13 protein-coding genes, 1 tRNA gene, 2 rRNA genes and 1 other annotated feature are annotated in these 18667 nt (G+C 53.3%); of the genes, 9 read left to right on the plus strand and 7 right to left on the minus strand.

The annotated features are described in order from the left end of the window. From H7R76_RS06145 to yfiR, 3 genes are read right to left on the minus strand one after another with little or no spacing between them, the layout of a single operon-like run. Entirely contained in the window at nt 1–483 is a 483-nt protein-coding gene (locus tag H7R76_RS06145; RefSeq protein ID WP_106928412.1) for an OmpA family protein, read from the minus strand. 13 nt (nt 484–496) lie between these two features. Continuing rightward, nucleotides 497–1717 carry a diguanylate cyclase DgcN/YfiN gene (gene dgcN / locus H7R76_RS06150; protein ID WP_182967248.1) on the minus strand — a complete coding sequence of 407 codons (1221 nt, stop codon included), beginning with the start codon at nt 1715–1717 and terminating at the stop codon, nt 497–499. Then, nucleotides 1710–2189 (minus strand): regulatory sequestration protein YfiR, encoded by a 480-nt coding sequence (yfiR, locus tag H7R76_RS06155; protein WP_227673948.1) that lies wholly within the window; start codon nt 2187–2189, stop codon nt 1710–1712. Before yfiR ends, dgcN begins: the two co-directional genes overlap by 8 nt. Nucleotides 2190–2893: 704 nt before the next feature. Here yfiR and aroF point away from each other — a divergent pair. The 3 genes from aroF (at nt 2894) to H7R76_RS06170 (ending at nt 6032) form a co-directional block, all read left to right on the plus strand. Next, nucleotides 2894–3964: a 3-deoxy-7-phosphoheptulonate synthase AroF gene (aroF, locus tag H7R76_RS06160; RefSeq protein WP_106928418.1), complete on the plus strand. Its 1071-nt coding sequence runs from the start codon at nt 2894–2896 to the stop codon at nt 3962–3964. 9 nt (nt 3965–3973) lie between these two features. Next, nucleotides 3974–5095 (plus strand): bifunctional chorismate mutase/prephenate dehydrogenase, encoded by a 1122-nt coding sequence (gene tyrA / locus H7R76_RS06165; RefSeq protein ID WP_182967252.1) that lies wholly within the window; start codon nt 3974–3976, stop codon nt 5093–5095. A gap of 64 nt (nt 5096–5159) precedes the next feature. Further along, entirely contained in the window at nt 5160–6032 is an 873-nt protein-coding gene (locus H7R76_RS06170) for an SMP-30/gluconolactonase/LRE family protein (protein WP_106928422.1), read from the plus strand. On the opposite strand, the gene pheA is transcribed toward H7R76_RS06170, so the two are convergent. From pheA to bamD, 4 genes are all read right to left on the minus strand, one after another. Then, nucleotides 6029–7189, minus strand: coding sequence for a bifunctional chorismate mutase/prephenate dehydratase (gene pheA / locus H7R76_RS06175; RefSeq protein ID WP_182930597.1), 1161 nt, complete (start codon nt 7187–7189; stop codon nt 6029–6031). The genes H7R76_RS06170 and pheA overlap by 4 nt on opposite strands. A gap of 23 nt (nt 7190–7212) precedes the next feature. Next, nucleotides 7213–7338: a sequence feature (Phe leader region), on the minus strand. Then, entirely contained in the window at nt 7290–7337 is a 48-nt protein-coding gene (gene pheL, locus H7R76_RS06180; RefSeq protein WP_100279143.1) for a pheA operon leader peptide PheL, read from the minus strand. It overlaps the preceding feature by 48 nt. A gap of 110 nt (nt 7339–7448) precedes the next feature. Beyond that, on the minus strand, nt 7449–7787 hold the full coding sequence (gene raiA / locus H7R76_RS06185; protein ID WP_106928426.1) for a ribosome-associated translation inhibitor RaiA: 339 nt from the start codon (nt 7785–7787) through the stop codon (nt 7449–7451). Between the two features lie 271 nt (nt 7788–8058). Continuing rightward, the gene (gene bamD, locus H7R76_RS06190) at nt 8059–8802 is read right to left on the minus strand and encodes an outer membrane protein assembly factor BamD (RefSeq protein WP_106928448.1); all 744 of its coding nucleotides are present in this window, start codon (nt 8800–8802) and stop codon (nt 8059–8061) included. Between the two features lie 132 nt (nt 8803–8934). Between bamD and rluD the strand changes: the two genes are divergently transcribed. The 6 genes from rluD (at nt 8935) to H7R76_RS06220 (ending at nt 18608) form a co-directional block, all read left to right on the plus strand. Then, nucleotides 8935–9915 (plus strand): 23S rRNA pseudouridine(1911/1915/1917) synthase RluD, encoded by a 981-nt coding sequence (rluD, locus tag H7R76_RS06195; RefSeq protein WP_106928428.1) that lies wholly within the window; start codon nt 8935–8937, stop codon nt 9913–9915. Then, the gene (gene yfiH, locus H7R76_RS06200; protein ID WP_106928430.1) at nt 9912–10643 is read left to right on the plus strand and encodes a purine nucleoside phosphorylase YfiH; all 732 of its coding nucleotides are present in this window, start codon (nt 9912–9914) and stop codon (nt 10641–10643) included. Before rluD ends, yfiH begins: the two co-directional genes overlap by 4 nt. A 129-nt stretch (nt 10644–10772) precedes the next feature. Continuing rightward, on the plus strand, nt 10773–13346 hold the full coding sequence (clpB, locus tag H7R76_RS06205) for an ATP-dependent chaperone ClpB (RefSeq protein WP_182967254.1): 2574 nt from the start codon (nt 10773–10775) through the stop codon (nt 13344–13346). 437 nt (nt 13347–13783) lie between these two features. Beyond that, nucleotides 13784–15322 (plus strand): 16S ribosomal RNA (locus tag H7R76_RS06210). An 85-nt stretch (nt 15323–15407) separates the two neighbouring features. Beyond that, a tRNA-Glu gene (locus H7R76_RS06215) sits at nt 15408–15483 on the plus strand. Nucleotides 15484–15702: 219 nt separating this feature from the next. Continuing rightward, nucleotides 15703–18608, plus strand: a 23S ribosomal RNA gene (locus H7R76_RS06220). Together the 16S and 23S rRNA genes with 1 tRNA gene alongside form the textbook arrangement of a ribosomal RNA operon. Nucleotides 18609–18667: the final 59 nt, after the last annotated feature.

Raw genomic sequence — 18667 nt, forward strand, 5'->3', positions numbered from 1 at the left:
TTACGGCGCGCTGATCACCACCGCCACACGGCGGTTTTCAGCGCGCCCTTGCGAGGTGCTGTTGCTGGCGACAGGGTATTTTTTGCCTAAGCCGCGCGTGGTGAGATTGCTGCGCGGAATATGAGCGCCTTTTGCCCAGGCATCGGCGACGACATTCGCGCGTTTCAGCGACAGGACTTCGTTATAGCGGTCTTCGCCGTAATTGTCTGTGTGCCCGTCCATCCGGGCGTGGTTTAAACCGGTTGCCGCGAGGCGTGACGCCATGGCCTGGATCTGTGTTTCACTTTCAGGTCGCAGCCCGGCTTCGTTTTTATCGAACAGAATCTTATCCGAGAGGCCCAGCGACCAGTCGCCATTTAATTCGTTAAAGCCATAAGATTGCATCGCTGCGACCTGTTCAGGGGTGAATTTGCCCTGCGGTGTCTGACAACCAGTCAGCAGCAGTGATGCCAGTAAGCATGGAGCAAGATATCGCTTTAACATATCGTTTTCCTTTCTAATGTAGTGTCTTAGACCGCTGATTTTTGGCTTGATACATATTGCGGTCTGCCTTTTCCAGTAGTACCTCCAGCGAGGTACTTTCCCACGCTAGCGCAAAGCCGATGCTGAGAGACATCGATGTATTTTGGCCGTTATGCAGATCGAACGGACGGGTAAACTGCTGTGCCAGCGCGTGACAAATCCGTTGAACGTCGTGTTCTGAATGGACGCCGGAGAGCACCATGGCAAACTCATCGCCGCCAAGGCGGTACGATTGATGACGCTGACCGCCGAACGCAATCATTCGACTGGCAATTTCTGTCAGTACGAAGTCGCCTGCGTTGTGCCCCCAGGTATCGTTAATGTGTTTAAAGTTGTCCCCATCGAGAAAAAGCAGGGCTGAGTGTGTTTTAGCAACGTCATCATTCATTAACGCCGCTATGCGGTTGCCGAACGCCGCGCGGTTCGCCAGACCCGTAAGGGGATCGTGCATGGCGGAACGGAGCAACTGAGCATTGGTTTCCTGCAGTTTCAACTGCCACTCTTCCATTTCAGCCAGCAGGCTGTTGAAGTCTTCGCCGAAACGGTGAAACTCTTCGATTCGACCCTGCTTGACGCGACGGGAGAAGTTGCGATTGGTGCGCGCATCATGTACGACATCGGTGATATTTTGCATTTCCTCAACCATCCCGTGGTGCAGGGAGCGGGTAACCGTGAGCGCGATGCCTGAAGCGAAAAGTATGCAACCGGTGAGGACGGCAAAGGACATCCAGATAAAGTGACCAATCAGGCTGTCGCGTGCGGTCAGATAAATTTCGCCGATTGGTTTGCCGTTATGCATGATGGGCTGAGCGATAGGTTCCGGAAACAGCCAGCGACTGACCAGCGCGCCCAATGTATCGGTATTGTCTTCAGGGTTCCACGACCAGTGAGCAAAGCGCTTTTTATGCACATCGTAGACCTCCGCCATCGCAAACTGCCCCTGTTTCCCGAGCGTTTCCAGGGTGTCATTTGCCGCCTGCGGATCGTTGAAAACCAGCGATGCTTCAAGGGTATGGCTCATTGTCGCACCGGTCAGCTCGAGGTTCTTTTGCGCGTATTGCTTTAATGTCACCACCGACGCGAGGCACAGCAAAAGCCATATAAAGGTCATGGTTATGATGACGCTTATTATGTTAATCCGGCGCAGCGTTCTTTTAAACGTAGGTCGCGGAGTGAAGGTGAAATCCTTATTCATGCTTTTTATTCCGGGCAAGCATTAATACATCCGGATTCACTCTTACGCCGCTGCGAGACAGTGCATCCAGATTAACGGAAAACCGGACCTCATCGTCCTCTATTATTAAACAAAACGCGCTGCCAATAGCACATTCAGGGTTATGTTCGGAGATTAATAGTAACGGTCGGTTGCGATATTGGTTGATTAATTCAAGCTGTTGTTCAGGCGACTCGGTGCCAAAGTAAATACCATCGCATTTTGCGGCGACGGCCTGCTGAGCGTTACCGACCCGCTCAGCCGTATAAGGCAGACCACCGGACATACTGAGGGCGTCGACATATCGGGAAGAGGTCAGGATACAGAGTCGGGGAGGCGCGGAAAGTGACGGCCATCGCGTGTAGCTGACGATGCCGGAGACAATCGAGCGCACCGATTTATCGGTTTCAGTCAGCGGAGCGGCGCTTACCGAGGCCAACGATAGTGTCAGCATCAGCAGTAGAATCAGTCGGGACAAAGCTATCAAGAATGAATTTCTCACGAGAATCCGCCATACCGCTCTGGAGCGTGTTACCCGGGGGAGTTGTAGGCAGAAGATCATTGTTTATTAAAACCATCATTATGTCAGAAATTCGATTGATGAAATTTAGGTTAAATCCCACAGTTGTATTTATTTCAGCATGTCAAAAGGCAATAAATTACGGCTGGTGGCGATGTTGATCTCCTCGGCTTCCGGCGCAGCGTAGTGAGTGAGCCGCAAAGGGAAAAGGTTCGCCCGCTAATTCTTTGCGATGGATAAATGTCGGGTTATCCATTTCCTGTGGGCCATCGATCTCACTATAGGCTTATTTATAAGGGATGGTTGGCCGTATTGTTAAATTTATCGGCTAACTTCAGGTTTTCTTTAAGTCGAATGTCATCGTAGGCGTTTTGGCCTGCGAGGGGGAGCGGATATCTATCGGGCAACCGTCGGGAGTTAAACGCGGTGGGAGCCATTTTTTACGGCGGATAACGATCCTATAGCAATGGGTGTAACAATTAGTTTACTATTTTATGGGCTGTTTTCGGCAATAAATTTGCAAGTGTAAATATAAGTGTACGTATTTTGGATTGAAATCTTTACTTTCTGTGGTATTGTAGGTTCTACCTCATTGAGGCAACAACTATCGCAAACGAGTCATAACAGGTAATGCCATCATGCAAAAAGACGCGCTGAATAACGTAAATATCGCCGATGAAGAAGTTTTGATCACGCCGGATCAGCTGAAAGCTGAATTCCCGCTCTCCGTGGAGCAGGAAGCGCAAATCGCCCAGTCACGTAAAACGATTACTGACATTATTGCCGGCCGCGATCCGCGCCTGCTGGTGGTATGCGGGCCTTGCTCTATTCACGATCCGGAAGCTGCGATTGAATATGCGCGTCGATTTAAAACACTGGCGGAAGAGGTCAGCGATAGCCTCTACCTGGTGATGCGCGTCTACTTTGAAAAGCCGCGTACCACCGTCGGCTGGAAAGGGCTTATCAACGATCCGCATATGGATGGCTCGTTTGATGTGGAAGGCGGTCTGAAAATCGCTCGTCGTCTTTTGGTTGAACTGGTGAGCATGGGGCTGCCGTTGGCCACCGAGGCGCTGGACCCGAACAGCCCGCAGTACCTTGGCGATCTGTTCAGCTGGTCGGCGATTGGTGCACGTACGACGGAGTCGCAGACTCACCGTGAAATGGCTTCAGGCCTGTCGATGCCGGTTGGCTTTAAAAATGGCACAGATGGCTCGCTGGCGACGGCGATCAACGCGATGCGCGCGGCGGCAATGCCGCACCGTTTTGTGGGCATCAACCAGGCCGGTCAGGTCTGCCTGCTGCGTACCCATGGTAACCCGGATGGCCATGTGATTCTGCGTGGCGGTAAAAAACCGAACTACGGCCCGGAAGATGTGGCGCAGTGCGAAAAAGAGATGGAACAGGCGGGACTGCGTGCATCGCTAATGGTAGATTGCAGCCATGGTAATTCCAATAAAGACTACCGCCGTCAGCCAGCGGTGGCGGAATCCGTTGTCGCGCAGATTAAGGACGGTAATCGTTCTATCATTGGTCTGATGATTGAAAGTAATATTCACGAAGGCAGTCAGTCTTCCGAGCAGCCGCGCAGTGAGATGCAATACGGCGTCTCGGTGACCGATGCTTGCATCAGTTGGGAAACCACCGATGCGCTGCTGCGTGAACTCGACAAGGATTTACGCGGCCATCTGGCGGCTCGTCTGGCGTAAGAGGATTGTATGGTTGCTGAACTGACCGCGTTACGCGATCAAATTGATGAAGTCGATAAGGCGTTGCTGAACCTGCTGGCGAAGCGTATGGCGCTGGTGGCCGAAGTTGGCGAAGTAAAAAGTCAGTATGGCCTGCCCATTTACGTACCGGAGCGTGAAGCCTCGATGCTGGCTTCGCGCCGCAAAGAGGCGGCGGCGATGGGCGTGCCGCCCGATTTGATTGAAGACGTGCTGCGTCGCGTCATGCGTGAGTCTTATTCCAGCGAAAACGACAAGGGGTTCAAAACGCTGCGTCCGTCGCTGCGCCCGGTGGTTATTGTTGGCGGCGGTGGCCAGATGGGGCGGCTGTTTGAAAAGATGCTGACCCTTTCCGGCTACCAGGTGCGGACGCTGGAAAAAGAAGACTGGCCGCGTGCGGCGGACATTGTGGCGGATGCCGGTATGGTGATTGTCAGCGTCCCTATTCACATTACCGAACAGGTGATTGCGAAGCTGCCGCCGCTGCCAGCGGACTGTATTCTGGTTGATCTGGCCTCGGTAAAAGCCGGGCCGTTGCAGGCGATGCTGTCGGCGCATTCGGGGCCCGTTGTCGGGCTGCATCCGATGTTTGGCCCGGACAGCGGCAGCCTGGCGAAGCAGGTAGTGGTCTATTGCGATGGCCGCCAGCCAGAGGCCTATCAGTGGTTCCTGGAGCAGATTCAGGTCTGGGGAGCGCGTCTGCACCGTATTAGCGCCGTCGAGCATGACCAGAATATGGCGTTTATCCAGGCGCTGCGTCACTTTGCTACCTTTGCGTACGGGCTGCATCTGGCGGAAGAAAACGTTCAGCTGGAGCAACTGCTGGCGCTCTCCTCGCCGATTTACCGCCTTGAACTGGCAATGGTCGGGCGACTGTTTGCTCAGGATCCGCAGCTGTACGCCGACATTATTATGTCGTCCGGCAACAACCTGGCGCTGATTAAACGCTACTACCAGCGCTTTGGTGAGGCGATTGGCCTGCTGGAGCAGGGCGATAAGCAGGCGTTTATTGATAGCTTCCGTAAGGTTGAACACTGGTTCGGCGACTACGCACAACGTTTCCAGAGTGAGAGCCGGGTCTTGTTACGCCAGGCGAATGACAGTCGGCAGTAAGTAAAAACTGTATATACTTGAAAGCCAGGGGAAATCCTCTGGCTTTTTTTATGGGATAAAGACAATGGCTGATGTAAACCTGCTGTTTGATTACACCGGACACCTGCCGGAATGCCCAACCTGGAGCGGTGCCGAACAGGCGCTCTACTGGGCGGATATCATGGAGTGTGAAATTCACCGCTATGTGCCCGCGACCGGCATGCATCAGGTCTTACAGTTTCCGGAAGAAGTTGGCTGCTTCGCGCTGCGGGAAAAAGGTGGCTTTATCGTCGCGCTGCGCAGCGCTATCTGGCTGGCCGACAGCCGCGGCCTGCTACAGCATAAAATCTGTGATAACCCGAGTAACCCCCAGCTTGCGCGGTTCAACGACGGTGGAACGGACAGAGACGGGCGCTTCTACGCAGGAACCTTTTGGGGGCCAGGCGACTATAACGGTGCGCTGCTGATGCGGATCGATAATCAACTCAAACCGAAGGTGATTCAGTGCGATATTCATGGCGCCAACGGTCTGGCATTCAGCGAGGATAAGCGCTGGATGTACACCTCAGATACGCCCAACGGCGTCATTTACCGCACGCCGCTGGATGCGGACGGTGAGCCCGGCGTACGAGACGTTTTTCGCGTGTTTAGCGAGGGTGAGGGGATCCCGGACGGGGCGGCGATGGATGAAGAAGGATGCTACTGGAGCGCCATGTTTGACGGCTGGCGTGTCGCGCGCTTTTCACCAACGGGAGAGCAGCTTGCTGAGTATCACCTACCGGTGCGTTGCCCAACTATGGTTTGTTTCGGCGGCGCGGATATGCGGACGCTGTTTATCACCACCACCCGTGAGAATATGTCGGCACAGGAGGTGGCAAAATATCCCCTTTCCGGGGCTATCTTCACCCTGCCGGTTGCGGTGGCAGGCATGAAGAAGCGGCCGTTTATCGAACGTTAGACCGGATCGACCGGTACGACGTTTTCGCTGGGATAGCAGCCCAGCACTTTCATTGAGCGGGTAATGCCGGAAAGTTCCTTCAGCGCCTTTTGCATGGGCAGTGCGTCCAGGTTCGCCTGGACGTCGAGATAAAACATCTCTTCCCACGGGTTGCCGTGAATCGGACGCGATTCGAGCTTGGTCATGATCAGATTGTGGTTACGCAGCACCAGCAGTGCTTCAACCAGCGCACCGGCCTGCTGGCCGGTTGCAATCAGCAGCGTGGTTTTCGCCGGCACCTGGTCAGAGACGTTTACCGCTTTACGCGCCAGAACCAGGAAACGCGTAATGTTCTGCGTCTGGTTGGCCTGGCAATGTTCAAGCACCTGCAGACCATACAGCTTGCCACCGGCTTCGCTGCCCAGCGCCGCGACGGTCGGTGAGTTGGCCTGCGCGACTTTCTCCATCGCCGCCGAGGTGCTCTCGGTATATTCAATTTTCCACTGCGGATAGTGGCTCAGGAACTGGCTGCACTGCTGGAACGGCTGCGGATGGCTGTAGACCGTTTCAATGGTTTCCAGCGTGCTGCTGCCGTTGGTCAGGACGCAGTGGTCAATGGGTACCGTCATCTCGCCGACGATCGACAGACTGGTGTGCTGTAGTAGATCGTAGACGTCGTTGATGCCGCCGGAGCTGGTATTTTCAATTGGCACCACCGCATAGTCGGCCTGGCCGGTTTCGACCTGATTGAAGATATCGGCAAATTTCAGGCAGCCGCTTTCAATAAACTGCTCAAAATGGCGAGCGGCATACTGGCGGGCCGCAAGATGCGAGTAGGAGCCTTTCGGGCCAAGGAACGCGATACGTGCCGAGTGGGGGTTAATCTTGTTCAGATGCTGCTGAAGCAGCGTTTGTTGGGTAAGAACGGAATCTTCAATGATGAGCTGGAACAGCCGGGTAATATAATGCGCGTCGAGCTGGTGGGTTTTGCCGAGCATAATCAGGCGCTCAAGCAGATCGCGCTCGCGGTCAATGTCGCGCACCGGTCGGTGAGAGGCCAGCTTCGCTTTACCCACCTCGATAGCCAGACCGCGTCGCTCGGCCAGCAGGCTCACTAATTTTTCATCCAGCGCGCTGATTTTATCGCGTATCGCCAGTAACGGGTTTTCCGAAGTCATCATGTTTGCCTTTCTTGTTATCAATAAAAAAGGCCCCCCGGAGTGGGAGGCCTTGTTGTTCGTCTTCGCATTCTTTATCACACGACGAAACGCCTCCCAATCAGGGGAAGGTAAAAAAGAATGCGAAGAAAAACGGTAGACGTTTCACAGTTGGCTTAAATCCTTAGCGTGATGAGGTTTTACAGTACTCGTTCTGTTTTCGTTCTGTCAATAAAAAACGCGCCCGAAGGCGCGTTGGCGATACACATTAAAGTACAGTTTACTCTTCTTCAACTTCCACGAAGCTTGCGTCTTTCACCGATGTGGTGGCACGACGGGCTTCCCCTTTGTGTTGCACCTTATTGAGCTGCCGTTCCAGCTTGTTGATCAATTCGTTAATGGCGGTGTACATATCTTCATGTTTCGCACTGGCGACCAGATGCCCGTTCGGGGTATTCATCGTGGCGTCCGCTACAAATCCCTGTGGCTCTTTAGACAGAATGATATGTGGGTTGATTAAGTGGGTTTGCCATTTATCCAATTTTGCGAGACGGTCTGCGACATGCTGGCGAATAGCCGGAGTAATTTCCATTTGTTTACTGGTAATGTTCATTGTCATAAATTTTACCTCTTGTCTTTCCGTCTTGGTGATTCCAGCATACCTCGGATTTGGTTAAAATGTGTGATGAAGATCACATTATTTTGTCACTTTTTGTCAGTGCATTCTTTTTGTGAGTCAGAACAGGAAGACGTGATTTTTTACTTGTCGGCGCGGGAAAATACGGCCATATTTGATAGGATGGCTTGAGGCTAAAGCGCTTCAGCAAGTCATTAAAATGGATAAAAAAACGGCAGCCATCGGGCTGCCGTTTTACTTTTACAGATCCGAATCAGGACTGGGTGGTCTTGCTGTTGGCGGCGATGATTTTCGCCACTTTGTCCGCCTGCGCCGTCATCTGCATTTGGCGATAGGCATTTTCCATCTTCGGCAGGGCGTCACGCGTTGCCTGCGTATCTGGATAGTTACGCATCATGTTTTCGACGCGGTTGACTACCGCAACCCATGCACCACGCGCGGTGTAGTAATCAACAACGGAAAGTTCGTACTTCGCCAGGCGGTCTTTCAGGAAGATAAGACGTTTGTTGGCGTCGGTGACGTATTGACTGTTCGGGTAGCCGCGCACCAGCTTCGAGAAGTCGTTAAACGCGTCACGGGCATGCTGCGGATCGCGATCGGAGCGGTCAACGCCGAAAAAGCCCTGCAGCGCGCTATCGTCCAGCGCCATGTTGGTTAAGCCGCGCATGTACATGACGTAGTCGATGTTCGGGTGCGTCGGATTCAGACGAATGAAACGGTCAATCGCGGCCTGGGCCAGCGGCAGATCGGCATTTTTGTAGTATGCATAGATCAGATCCAGCTGTACCTGCTGAGAATATGGCCCGAACGGATAGCGGTTATCCAACGCTTCCAGTTGCGTTATTGCCTGTTTCCAGTTACCGTCCTGCAGCTTTTGCTGAGCAGTTGCGTAGATTTCATTAGGCGGATTATCAGGAACCTCTTCCTTTGAACCAGAGCACCCCGCCAAAGCCAGGCTCAACGTGGCCGCTGCCACCAGATATTTCATGCGCGTCATGACGTTTTGACTTTCCTCAAAATGTTTATACGGGATATTCACAGTTCCTGTTCCCGATTAAGACCAGCTACAATAGCACACTATATTAAACGGCGAAGCCGTAAAAACCCAACGTTAACGAAGAAGCTGTATATGGCACAACGAGTACAACTCACCGCAACGGTGTCCGAGTCACAACTCGGTCAACGCTTAGATCAGGCTTTGGCCGAAATGTTCCCTGATTATTCGCGATCGCGCATAAAAGAGTGGATCCTCGACCAGCGCGTTCAGGTCAACGGCAAAGTTTCAGACAAGCCGAAAGAAAAAGTCATGGGTGGCGAGTCCGTCGCTATCGATGCGGAAATCGATGAAGAGATCCGCTTTGAAGCGCAGGATATCCCACTCGATATTGTATATGAAGATGAAGATATTCTCGTCATCAACAAGCCGCGCGACCTGGTAGTTCACCCTGGCGCCGGTAACCCGGACGGTACGGTGCTGAATGCGCTGCTGCACTATTATCCGCCGATTGCCGATGTACCGCGTGCGGGCATCGTCCACCGTCTGGATAAAGACACGACCGGTTTAATGGTGGTGGCGAAAACCGTTCCGGCGCAAACGCGTCTGGTTGAGTCGCTGCAGCTGCGCGAAATCACCCGCGAGTATGAAGCGGTGGCGATTGGTCACATGACGGCTGGCGGTACCGTTGAGGAACCGATCAGCCGTCACCCGACCAAACGCACCCACATGGCGGTTCACCCTATGGGGAAACCGGCGGTGACGCACTATCGCATTATGGAACACTTCCGTGTGCACACGCGTCTGCGGCTGCGTCTGGAAACCGGGCGTACGCACCAGATCCGCGTGCACATGGCGCACATCACCCATCCGCTGGTGGGCGATCAGGTCTACGGTGGCCGTCCGCGTCCGCCGAAGGGCGCATCGGATGAGTTCATTTCGGTTCTGCGTAAGTTTGACCGCCAGGCGCTGCATGCGACCATGCTGCGTCTGTATCACCCGATCTCGGGCATTGAAATGGAATGGCATGCGCCTATCCCGCAGGATATGGTCGATTTGATCGCTGCGATGCGCGCTGACTTTGAAGAACATAAGGATGACGTAGACTGGTTATGACCAAAATCATTGTCCCGGAATGGCCGCTGCCGCAAGGCGTGGCCGCCTGTAGTTCAACGCGCGTCGGCGGCGTCAGCGAAGGCGCGTGGGACTCTCTGAATCTCGGCGCCCACTGTGGCGATAACCTCGAGCACGTTGAAGAGAACCGCAAGCGTATGTTTGCGGCGGGCAAACTGCCGTCGAAACCGGTATGGCTGGAGCAGGTCCACGGTAAAGACGTGCTGCACCTCACCGGTGAGCCTTATGCCTCAAAGCGTGCAGATGCCTCCTACAGCAATACGCCCGGGACAGTGTGTGCGGTGATGACGGCGGACTGCCTGCCCGTGCTGTTCTGCAACCGCGCGGGGACCGAAGTGGCAGCCGCGCATGCGGGTTGGCGCGGTCTGTGCGATGGCGTACTGGAAGAAACCGTCGCCTGCTTTAACGATAGTCCTGAAAACCTTCTTGCCTGGTTTGGCCCAGCAATTGGCCCGCGGGCGTTTGAAGTCGGGCCGGAAGTGCGTGAGGCGTTTATGGCGAAAGATGCCAACGCGGAAAGCGCATTCTATCCCGCAGGCGATAAATATTTCGCCGATATTTATCAGCTGGCGCGCCAACGTCTGGGTAACGTCGGCGTGAATGCCGTGTTCGGCGGCGACCGTTGTACCTTCAGCGAAAAGGATGATTTTTTCTCTTATCGCCGCGACCGTATTACGGGTCGTATGGCAAGTTTCATCTGGCTGATATAACCTATAGAATCAAGACGATCCAGAAGGCAGACAGTTTTTTCTCATCGATTAGGTCATTTAACCTTGAATAATTGAGGGATGACCTCATTTAATCTCCTGTAGCAAAATTGACCTATTATGGGAGGAGTCATGCGTCTGGATCGTCTTACCAATAAATTCCAGCTTGCTCTTGCCGATGCCCAGTCGCTCGCGCTGGGGCACGACAACCAATTTATCGAACCTCTTCATTTAATGAGCGCCTTGCTGAATCAGGAAGGGGGCTCGGTACGTCCTTTATTAACGTCCGCGGGCATCAACGCCGGCCAGCTACGCACGGCTATCGATCAGGCGCTGAGCCGTTTACCCCAGGTAGAAGGTACCGGGGGAGACGTACAGCCGTCGCAGGATCTGATGCGTGTGCTGAATCTTTGCGACAAGCTGGCGCAAAAACGCGGCGATAACTTTATTTCGTCGGAACTGTTCGTTCTGGCGGCGCTTGAGTCTCGTGGCACACTGACCGACCTGCTAAAAACGGCAGGCGCTACCACCGCCAGTATCACTCAGGCAATTGAACAGATGCGCGGAGGTGAAAGCGTGAATGACCAGGGGGCCGAAGACCAACGTCAGGCATTGAAAAAATACACCGTCGATCTGACCGAGCGTGCCGAACAGGGCAAACTCGACCCGGTTATCGGCCGTGATGAAGAAATCCGCCGTACCATTCAGGTACTGCAGCGTCGTACCAAAAATAACCCGGTGTTAATCGGTGAACCGGGCGTCGGTAAAACGGCGATCGTCGAAGGGCTGGCGCAGCGAATCATTAATGGTGAAGTCCCGGAAGGTTTAAAAGGCCGTCGCGTACTGGCGCTGGATATGGGCGCGCTGGTGGCTGGGGCGAAATACCGCGGTGAGTTTGAAGAACGTCTGAAAGGCGTATTGAACGATCTGGCGAAACAGGAAGGCAACGTTATCCTGTTTATCGATGAGCTGCACACGATGGTAGGTGCGGGGAAAGCCGACGGCGCGATGGATGCCGGTAATATGCTGAAACCGGCGCTGGCTCGTGGTGAGCTGCACTGCGTCGGCGCCACTACGCTGGACGAATATCGCCAGTACATCGAGAAAGATGCGGCGCTGGAACGTCGTTTCCAGAAAGTGTTCGTTGCTGAGCCTTCGGTAGAAGACACCATCGCGATTCTGCGTGGTCTGAAAGAACGTTATGAACTGCACCACCACGTGCAGATTACTGACCCGGCAATCGTGGCGGCAGCAACGCTGTCTCACCGTTATATTGCCGACCGTCAGTTGCCGGACAAAGCCATCGACCTGATCGATGAAGCGGCCTCCAGCATTCGTATGCAGATTGACTCCAAGCCGGAGGAACTTGACAGACTCGACCGCCGTATTATCCAGCTCAAGCTGGAACAGCAGGCGCTGATGAAAGAGTCTGACGAGGCAAGTAAAAAACGTCTCGACATGCTTAATGACGAGCTGAATGATAAAGAGCGTCAGTATTCCGAGCTGGAAGAAGAGTGGAAGGCAGAGAAAGCCTCGCTTTCTGGCACTCAGACAATCAAAGCTGAACTGGAGCAGGCGAAAATTGCCATCGAGCAGGCGCGTCGCGTCGGTGACCTGGCGCGGATGTCCGAACTGCAGTACGGCAAAATTCCAGAGCTGGAGAAACAGCTGGAAGCGGCCACGCAGTCTGAAGGTAAAACCATGCGCCTGTTACGTAATAAAGTGACGGATGCCGAGATTGCCGAAGTACTGGCACGCTGGACCGGGATTCCGGTTGCCCGCATGCTGGAAGGCGAGCGTGAGAAACTGCTGCGTATGGAGCAGGATCTGCACAGCCGCGTGATTGGGCAGAACGAAGCGGTTGAAGCGGTATCGAACGCGATTCGCCGTAGCCGTGCCGGGCTGTCCGACCCTAACCGTCCGATCGGTTCATTCCTGTTCCTGGGGCCAACCGGGGTAGGTAAAACTGAGCTGTGTAAGGCGCTGGCTAACTTTATGTTCGACAGCGATGACGCGATGGTGCGTATCGACATGTCCGAGTTTATGGAGAAACACTCCGTGTCGCGTCTGGTGGGTGCACCTCCAGGATACGTCGGCTATGAAGAGGGCGGTTATCTGACAGAAGCGGTACGCCGTCGTCCTTATTCCGTCATCCTGCTGGATGAAGTGGAAAAAGCGCACCCGGATGTGTTCAACATTCTGCTGCAGGTATTGGACGATGGTCGCCTGACCGACGGGCAGGGGAGAACGGTCGACTTCCGCAATACGGTTGTCATCATGACCTCGAACCTGGGTTCGGATCTGATTCAGGAGCGTTTCGGCGAACTGGACTACGGGCATATGAAAGATCTGGTGCTGGGCGTTGTAAGCCACAGTTTCCGCCCAGAATTCATTAACCGTATTGATGAGGTTGTGGTATTCCACCCGTTGGGTGAAAAACACATCGCATCAATTGCCCAGATTCAGCTGCAGCGTCTGTACCAGCGCCTGGAAGAGCGTGGCTATGAAACGCAGATCTCCGATGAAGCTCTGCAGTTGCTGAGTAAAAATGGCTACGATCCGGTATATGGCGCACGTCCTCTGAAACGTGCTATCCAGCAGCAGATTGAAAACCCGCTGGCACAGCAAATCTTGTCTGGCGAGCTGTTGCCGGGGAAAACCATCCGCCTGGAAGTGAAAGACGACCAGATTGTGGCAGTGCAGTAAGTCACAAAAAGAAGAAAACGAGCCCTTTAGGGCTCGTTTTTGTTTATAAACCAGGCGAAAATAAGATGATTGGATGAAAAGTAGACGAACGAAAAGTTTTTCCTATTTTATGCTTGCAGCTTCTTATTTTCTCCCTATAATGCGCCACCACTGACACGGAACAACGGCAAACAAGCCGCCGGGTCAGCGAAGTTCTTCTGAGAACTTCAGCGAAGTAAGCGAAAATAAAAGCTTGACTTCGTGGTGGGGTGGCGTAATATACACACCCCGCGCCGCTGAGGAAAAGCAAAGCGGCACTGCTCTTTAACAATTTATCAGACAATCTGTGTGGGCACTCGAAGATACGGATTCTTAACGTCGCAAGACGAAAAATGAATACCAAGTCTCTGAGTGAACACGTAATTCATTACGAAGTTTAATTCACGAGCATCAAACTTAAATTGAAGAGTTTGATCATGGCTCAGATTGAACGCTGGCGGCAGGCCTAACACATGCAAGTCGAACGGTAGCACAGAGAGCTTGCTCTCGGGTGACGAGTGGCGGACGGGTGAGTAATGTCTGGGAAACTGCCCGATGGAGGGGGATAACTACTGGAAACGGTAGCTAATACCGCATAACGTCGCAAGACCAAAGTGGGGGACCTTCGGGCCTCACACCATCGGATGTGCCCAGATGGGATTAGCTAGTAGGTGGGGTAACGGCTCACCTAGGCGACGATCCCTAGCTGGTCTGAGAGGATGACCAGCCACACTGGAACTGAGACACGGTCCAGACTCCTACGGGAGGCAGCAGTGGGGAATATTGCACAATGGGCGCAAGCCTGATGCAGCCATGCCGCGTGTATGAAGAAGGCCTTCGGGTTGTAAAGTACTTTCAGCGAGGAGGAAGGCATTAAGGTTAATAACCTTAGTGATTGACGTTACTCGCAGAAGAAGCACCGGCTAACTCCGTGCCAGCAGCCGCGGTAATACGGAGGGTGCAAGCGTTAATCGGAATTACTGGGCGTAAAGCGCACGCAGGCGGTTTGTTAAGTCAGATGTGAAATCCCCGGGCTCAACCTGGGAACTGCATTTGAAACTGGCAAGCTTGAGTCTCGTAGAGGGGGGTAGAATTCCAGGTGTAGCGGTGAAATGCGTAGAGATCTGGAGGAATACCGGTGGCGAAGGCGGCCCCCTGGACGAAGACTGACGCTCAGGTGCGAAAGCGTGGGGAGCAAACAGGATTAGATACCCTGGTAGTCCACGCCGTAAACGATGTCTATTTGGAGGTTGTTCCCTTGAGGAGTGGCTTCCGGAGCTAACGCGTTAAATAGACCGCCTGGGGAGTACGGCCGCAAGGTTAAAACTCAAATGAATTGACGGGGGCCCGCACAAGCGGTGGAGCATGTGGTTTAATTCGATGCAACGCGAAGAACCTTACCTACTCTTGACATCCAGAGAACTTAGCAGAGATGCTTTGGTGCCTTCGGGAACTCTGAGACAGGTGCTGCATGGCTGTCGTCAGCTCGTGTTGTGAAATGTTGGGTTAAGTCCCGCAACGAGCGCAACCCTTATCCTTTGTTGCCAGCGGTCGGCCGGGAACTCAAAGGAGACTGCCAGTGATAAACTGGAGGAAGGTGGGGATGACGTCAAGTCATCATGGCCCTTACGAGTAGGGCTACACACGTGCTACAATGGCATATACAAAGAGAAGCGACCTCGCGAGAGCAAGCGGACCTCATAAAGTATGTCGTAGTCCGGATTGGAGTCTGCAACTCGACTCCATGAAGTCGGAATCGCTAGTAATCGTAGATCAGAATGCTACGGTGAATACGTTCCCGGGCCTTGTACACACCGCCCGTCACACCATGGGAGTGGGTTGCAAAAGAAGTAGGTAGCTTAACCTTCGGGAGGGCGCTTACCACTTTGTGATTCATGACTGGGGTGAAGTCGTAACAAGGTAACCGTAGGGGAACCTGCGGTTGGATCACCTCCTTACCTTAAAGAAGCGTTCTTTGAAGTGCTCACACAGATTGTCTGATGAAAAGTAAATAGCAAGGCGTCTTGCGATTGAGACTTCAGTGTCCCCTTCGTCTAGAGGCCCAGGACACCGCCCTTTCACGGCGGTAACAGGGGTTCGAATCCCCTAGGGGACGCCACTTGCTGGTTAGTGTGAGTGAAAGTCGCCGACCTTAGTATCTCAAAACAGACTTCCGAGTCTTGTTTGAGATATTTGCTCTTTAAAAATCTGGATCAAGCTGAAAATTGAAACGACACACTGTGTCTGTTCTCCGTAATAAGAACAGATAAGCGGTGTGTTCGAGTCTCTCAAATTTTCGCAACACGGTGGTGTTTTACGAAACATCTTCGGGTTGTGAGGTTAAGCGACTAAGCGTACACGGTGGATGCCCTGGCAGTCAGAGGCGATGAAGGACGTGCTAATCTGCGATAAGCGTCGGTAAGGTGATATGAACCGTTATAACCGGCGATTTCCGAATGGGGAAACCCAGTGTGATTCGTCACACTATCATTACGTGAATACATAGCGTAATGAAGCGAACCGGGGGAACTGAAACATCTAAGTACCCCGAGGAAAAGAAATCAACCGAGATTCCCCCAGTAGCGGCGAGCGAACGGGGAACAGCCCAGAGTCTGAATCAGCTTGTGTGTTAGTGGAACGGTCTGGAAAGTCCGACGGTACAGGGTGATAGTCCCGTACACCAAAATGCACAGGTTGTGAACTCGAAGAGTAGGGCGGGACACGTGGTATCCTGTCTGAATATGGGGGGACCATCCTCCAAGGCTAAATACTCCTGACTGACCGATAGTGAACCAGTACCGTGAGGGAAAGGCGAAAAGAACCCCGGCGAGGGGAGTGAAAAAGAACCTGAAACCGTGTACGTACAAGCAGTGGGAGCCTCTTTATGGGGTGACTGCGTACCTTTTGTATAATGGGTCAGCGACTTATATTCTGTAGCAAGGTTAACCGAATAGGGGAGCCGAAGGGAAACCGAGTCTTAACTGGGCGTTAAGTTGCAGGGTATAGACCCGAAACCCGGTGATCTAGCCATGGGCAGGTTGAAGGTTGGGTAACACTAACTGGAGGACCGAACCGACTAATGTTGAAAAATTAGCGGATGACTTGTGGCTGGGGGTGAAAGGCCAATCAAACCGGGAGATAGCTGGTTCTCCCCGAAAGCTATTTAGGTAGCGCCTCGTGAATTCATCTTCGGGGGTAGAGCACTGTTTCGGCTAGGGGGTCATCCCGACTTACCAACCCGATGCAAACTGCGAATACCGAAGAATGTTATCACGGGAGACACACGGCGGGTGCTAACGTCCGTCGTGAAGAGGGAAACAACCCAGACCGCCAGCTAAGGTCCCAAAGTCACAGTTAAGTGGGAAACGATGTGGGAAGGCTCAGACAGCCAGGATGTTGGCTTAGAAGCAGCCATCATTTAAAGAAAGCGTAATAGCTCACTGGTCGAGTCGGCCTGCGCGGAAGATGTAACGGGGCTAAACTGTGCACCGAAGCTGCGGCAGCGACACTATGTGTTGTTGGGTAGGGGAGCGTTCTGTAAGCCGTTGAAGGTGTCCTGTGAGGGGTGCTGGAGGTATCAGAAGTGCGAATGCTGACATAAGTAACGATAATGCGGGTGAAAAACCCGCACGCCGGAAGACCAAGGGTTCCTGTCCAACGTTAATCGGGGCAGGGTGAGTCGACCCCTAAGGCGAGGCCGAAAGGCGTAGTCGATGGGAAACAGGTTAATATTCCTGTACTTGGTGTTACTGCGAAGGGGGGACGGAGAAGGCTATGTTAGCCGGGCGACGGTTGTCCCGGTTTAAGCATGTAGGCGGAGAGTTTAGGTAAATCCGGACTCTTTTAACGCTGAGGTGTGATGACGAGGCACTACGGTGCTGAAGTAACAAATGCCCTGCTTCCAGGAAAAGCCTCTAAGCATCAGGTAACATCAAATCGTACCCCAAACCGACACAGGTGGTCAGGTAGAGAATACCAAGGCGCTTGAGAGAACTCGGGTGAAGGAACTAGGCAAAATGGTGCCGTAACTTCGGGAGAAGGCACGCTGATATGTAGGTGAAGTGGTTTACCCATGGAGCTGAAATCAGTCGAAGATACCAGCTGGCTGCAACTGTTTATTAAAAACACAGCACTGTGCAAACACGAAAGTGGACGTATACGGTGTGACGCCTGCCCGGTGCCGGAAGGTTAATTGATGGGGTTAGCGGCAACGCGAAGCTCTTGATCGAAGCCCCGGTAAACGGCGGCCGTAACTATAACGGTCCTAAGGTAGCGAAATTCCTTGTCGGGTAAGTTCCGACCTGCACGAATGGCGTAATGATGGCCAGGCTGTCTCCACCCGAGACTCAGTGAAATTGAACTCGCTGTGAAGATGCAGTGTACCCGCGGCAAGACGGAAAGACCCCGTGAACCTTTACTATAGCTTGACACTGAACACTGGTCCTTGATGTGTAGGATAGGTGGGAGGCTTTGAAGCGCGGACGCCAGTTCGTGTGGAGCCAACCTTGAAATACCACCCTTTAATGGCTGGTGTTCTAACGTAGACCCGTAATCCGGGTTGCGGACAGTGTCTGGTGGGTAGTTTGACTGGGGCGGTCTCCTCCTAAAGAGTAACGGAGGAGCACGAAGGTTAGCTAATCCTGGTCGGACATCAGGAGGTTAGTGCAAAGGCATAAGCTAGCTTGACTGCGAGAGTGACGGCTCGAGCAGGTGCGAAAGCAGGTCTTAGTGATCCGGTGGTTCTGAATGGAAGGGCCATCGCTCAACGGATAAAAGGTACTCCGGGGATAACAGGCTGATACCGCCCAAGAGTTCATATCGACGGCGGTGTTTGGCACCTCGATGTCGGCTCATCACATCCTGGGGCTGAAGTAGGTCCCAAGGGTATGGCTGTTCGCCATTTAAAGTGGTACGCGAGCTGGGTTTAGAACGTCGTGAGACAGTTCGGTCCCTATCTGCCGTGGGCGCTGGAGAATTGAGGGGGGCTGCTCCTAGTACGAGAGGACCGGAGTGGACGCATCACTGGTGTTCGGGTTGTCATGCCAATGGCATTGCCCGGTAGCTAAATGCGGAAGAGATAAGTGCTGAAAGCATCTAAGCACGAAACTTGCCCCGAGATGAGTTCTCCCTGACTCCTTGAGAGTCCTGAAGGAACGTTGAAGACGACGACGTTGATAGGTCGGGTGTGTAAGTGTAGCGATACATTGAGCTAACCGATACTAATGAACCGTGAGGCTTAACCTTACAACGCCGAAGATGTTTTGGCGAAATTGAGACGATTTTCAGCATTGATTACAGATTAC

Source organism: Klebsiella sp. WP8-S18-ESBL-06 (assembly GCF_014169755.1).
GTDB lineage: Bacteria > Pseudomonadota > Gammaproteobacteria > Enterobacterales > Enterobacteriaceae > Kluyvera > Kluyvera ascorbata_B.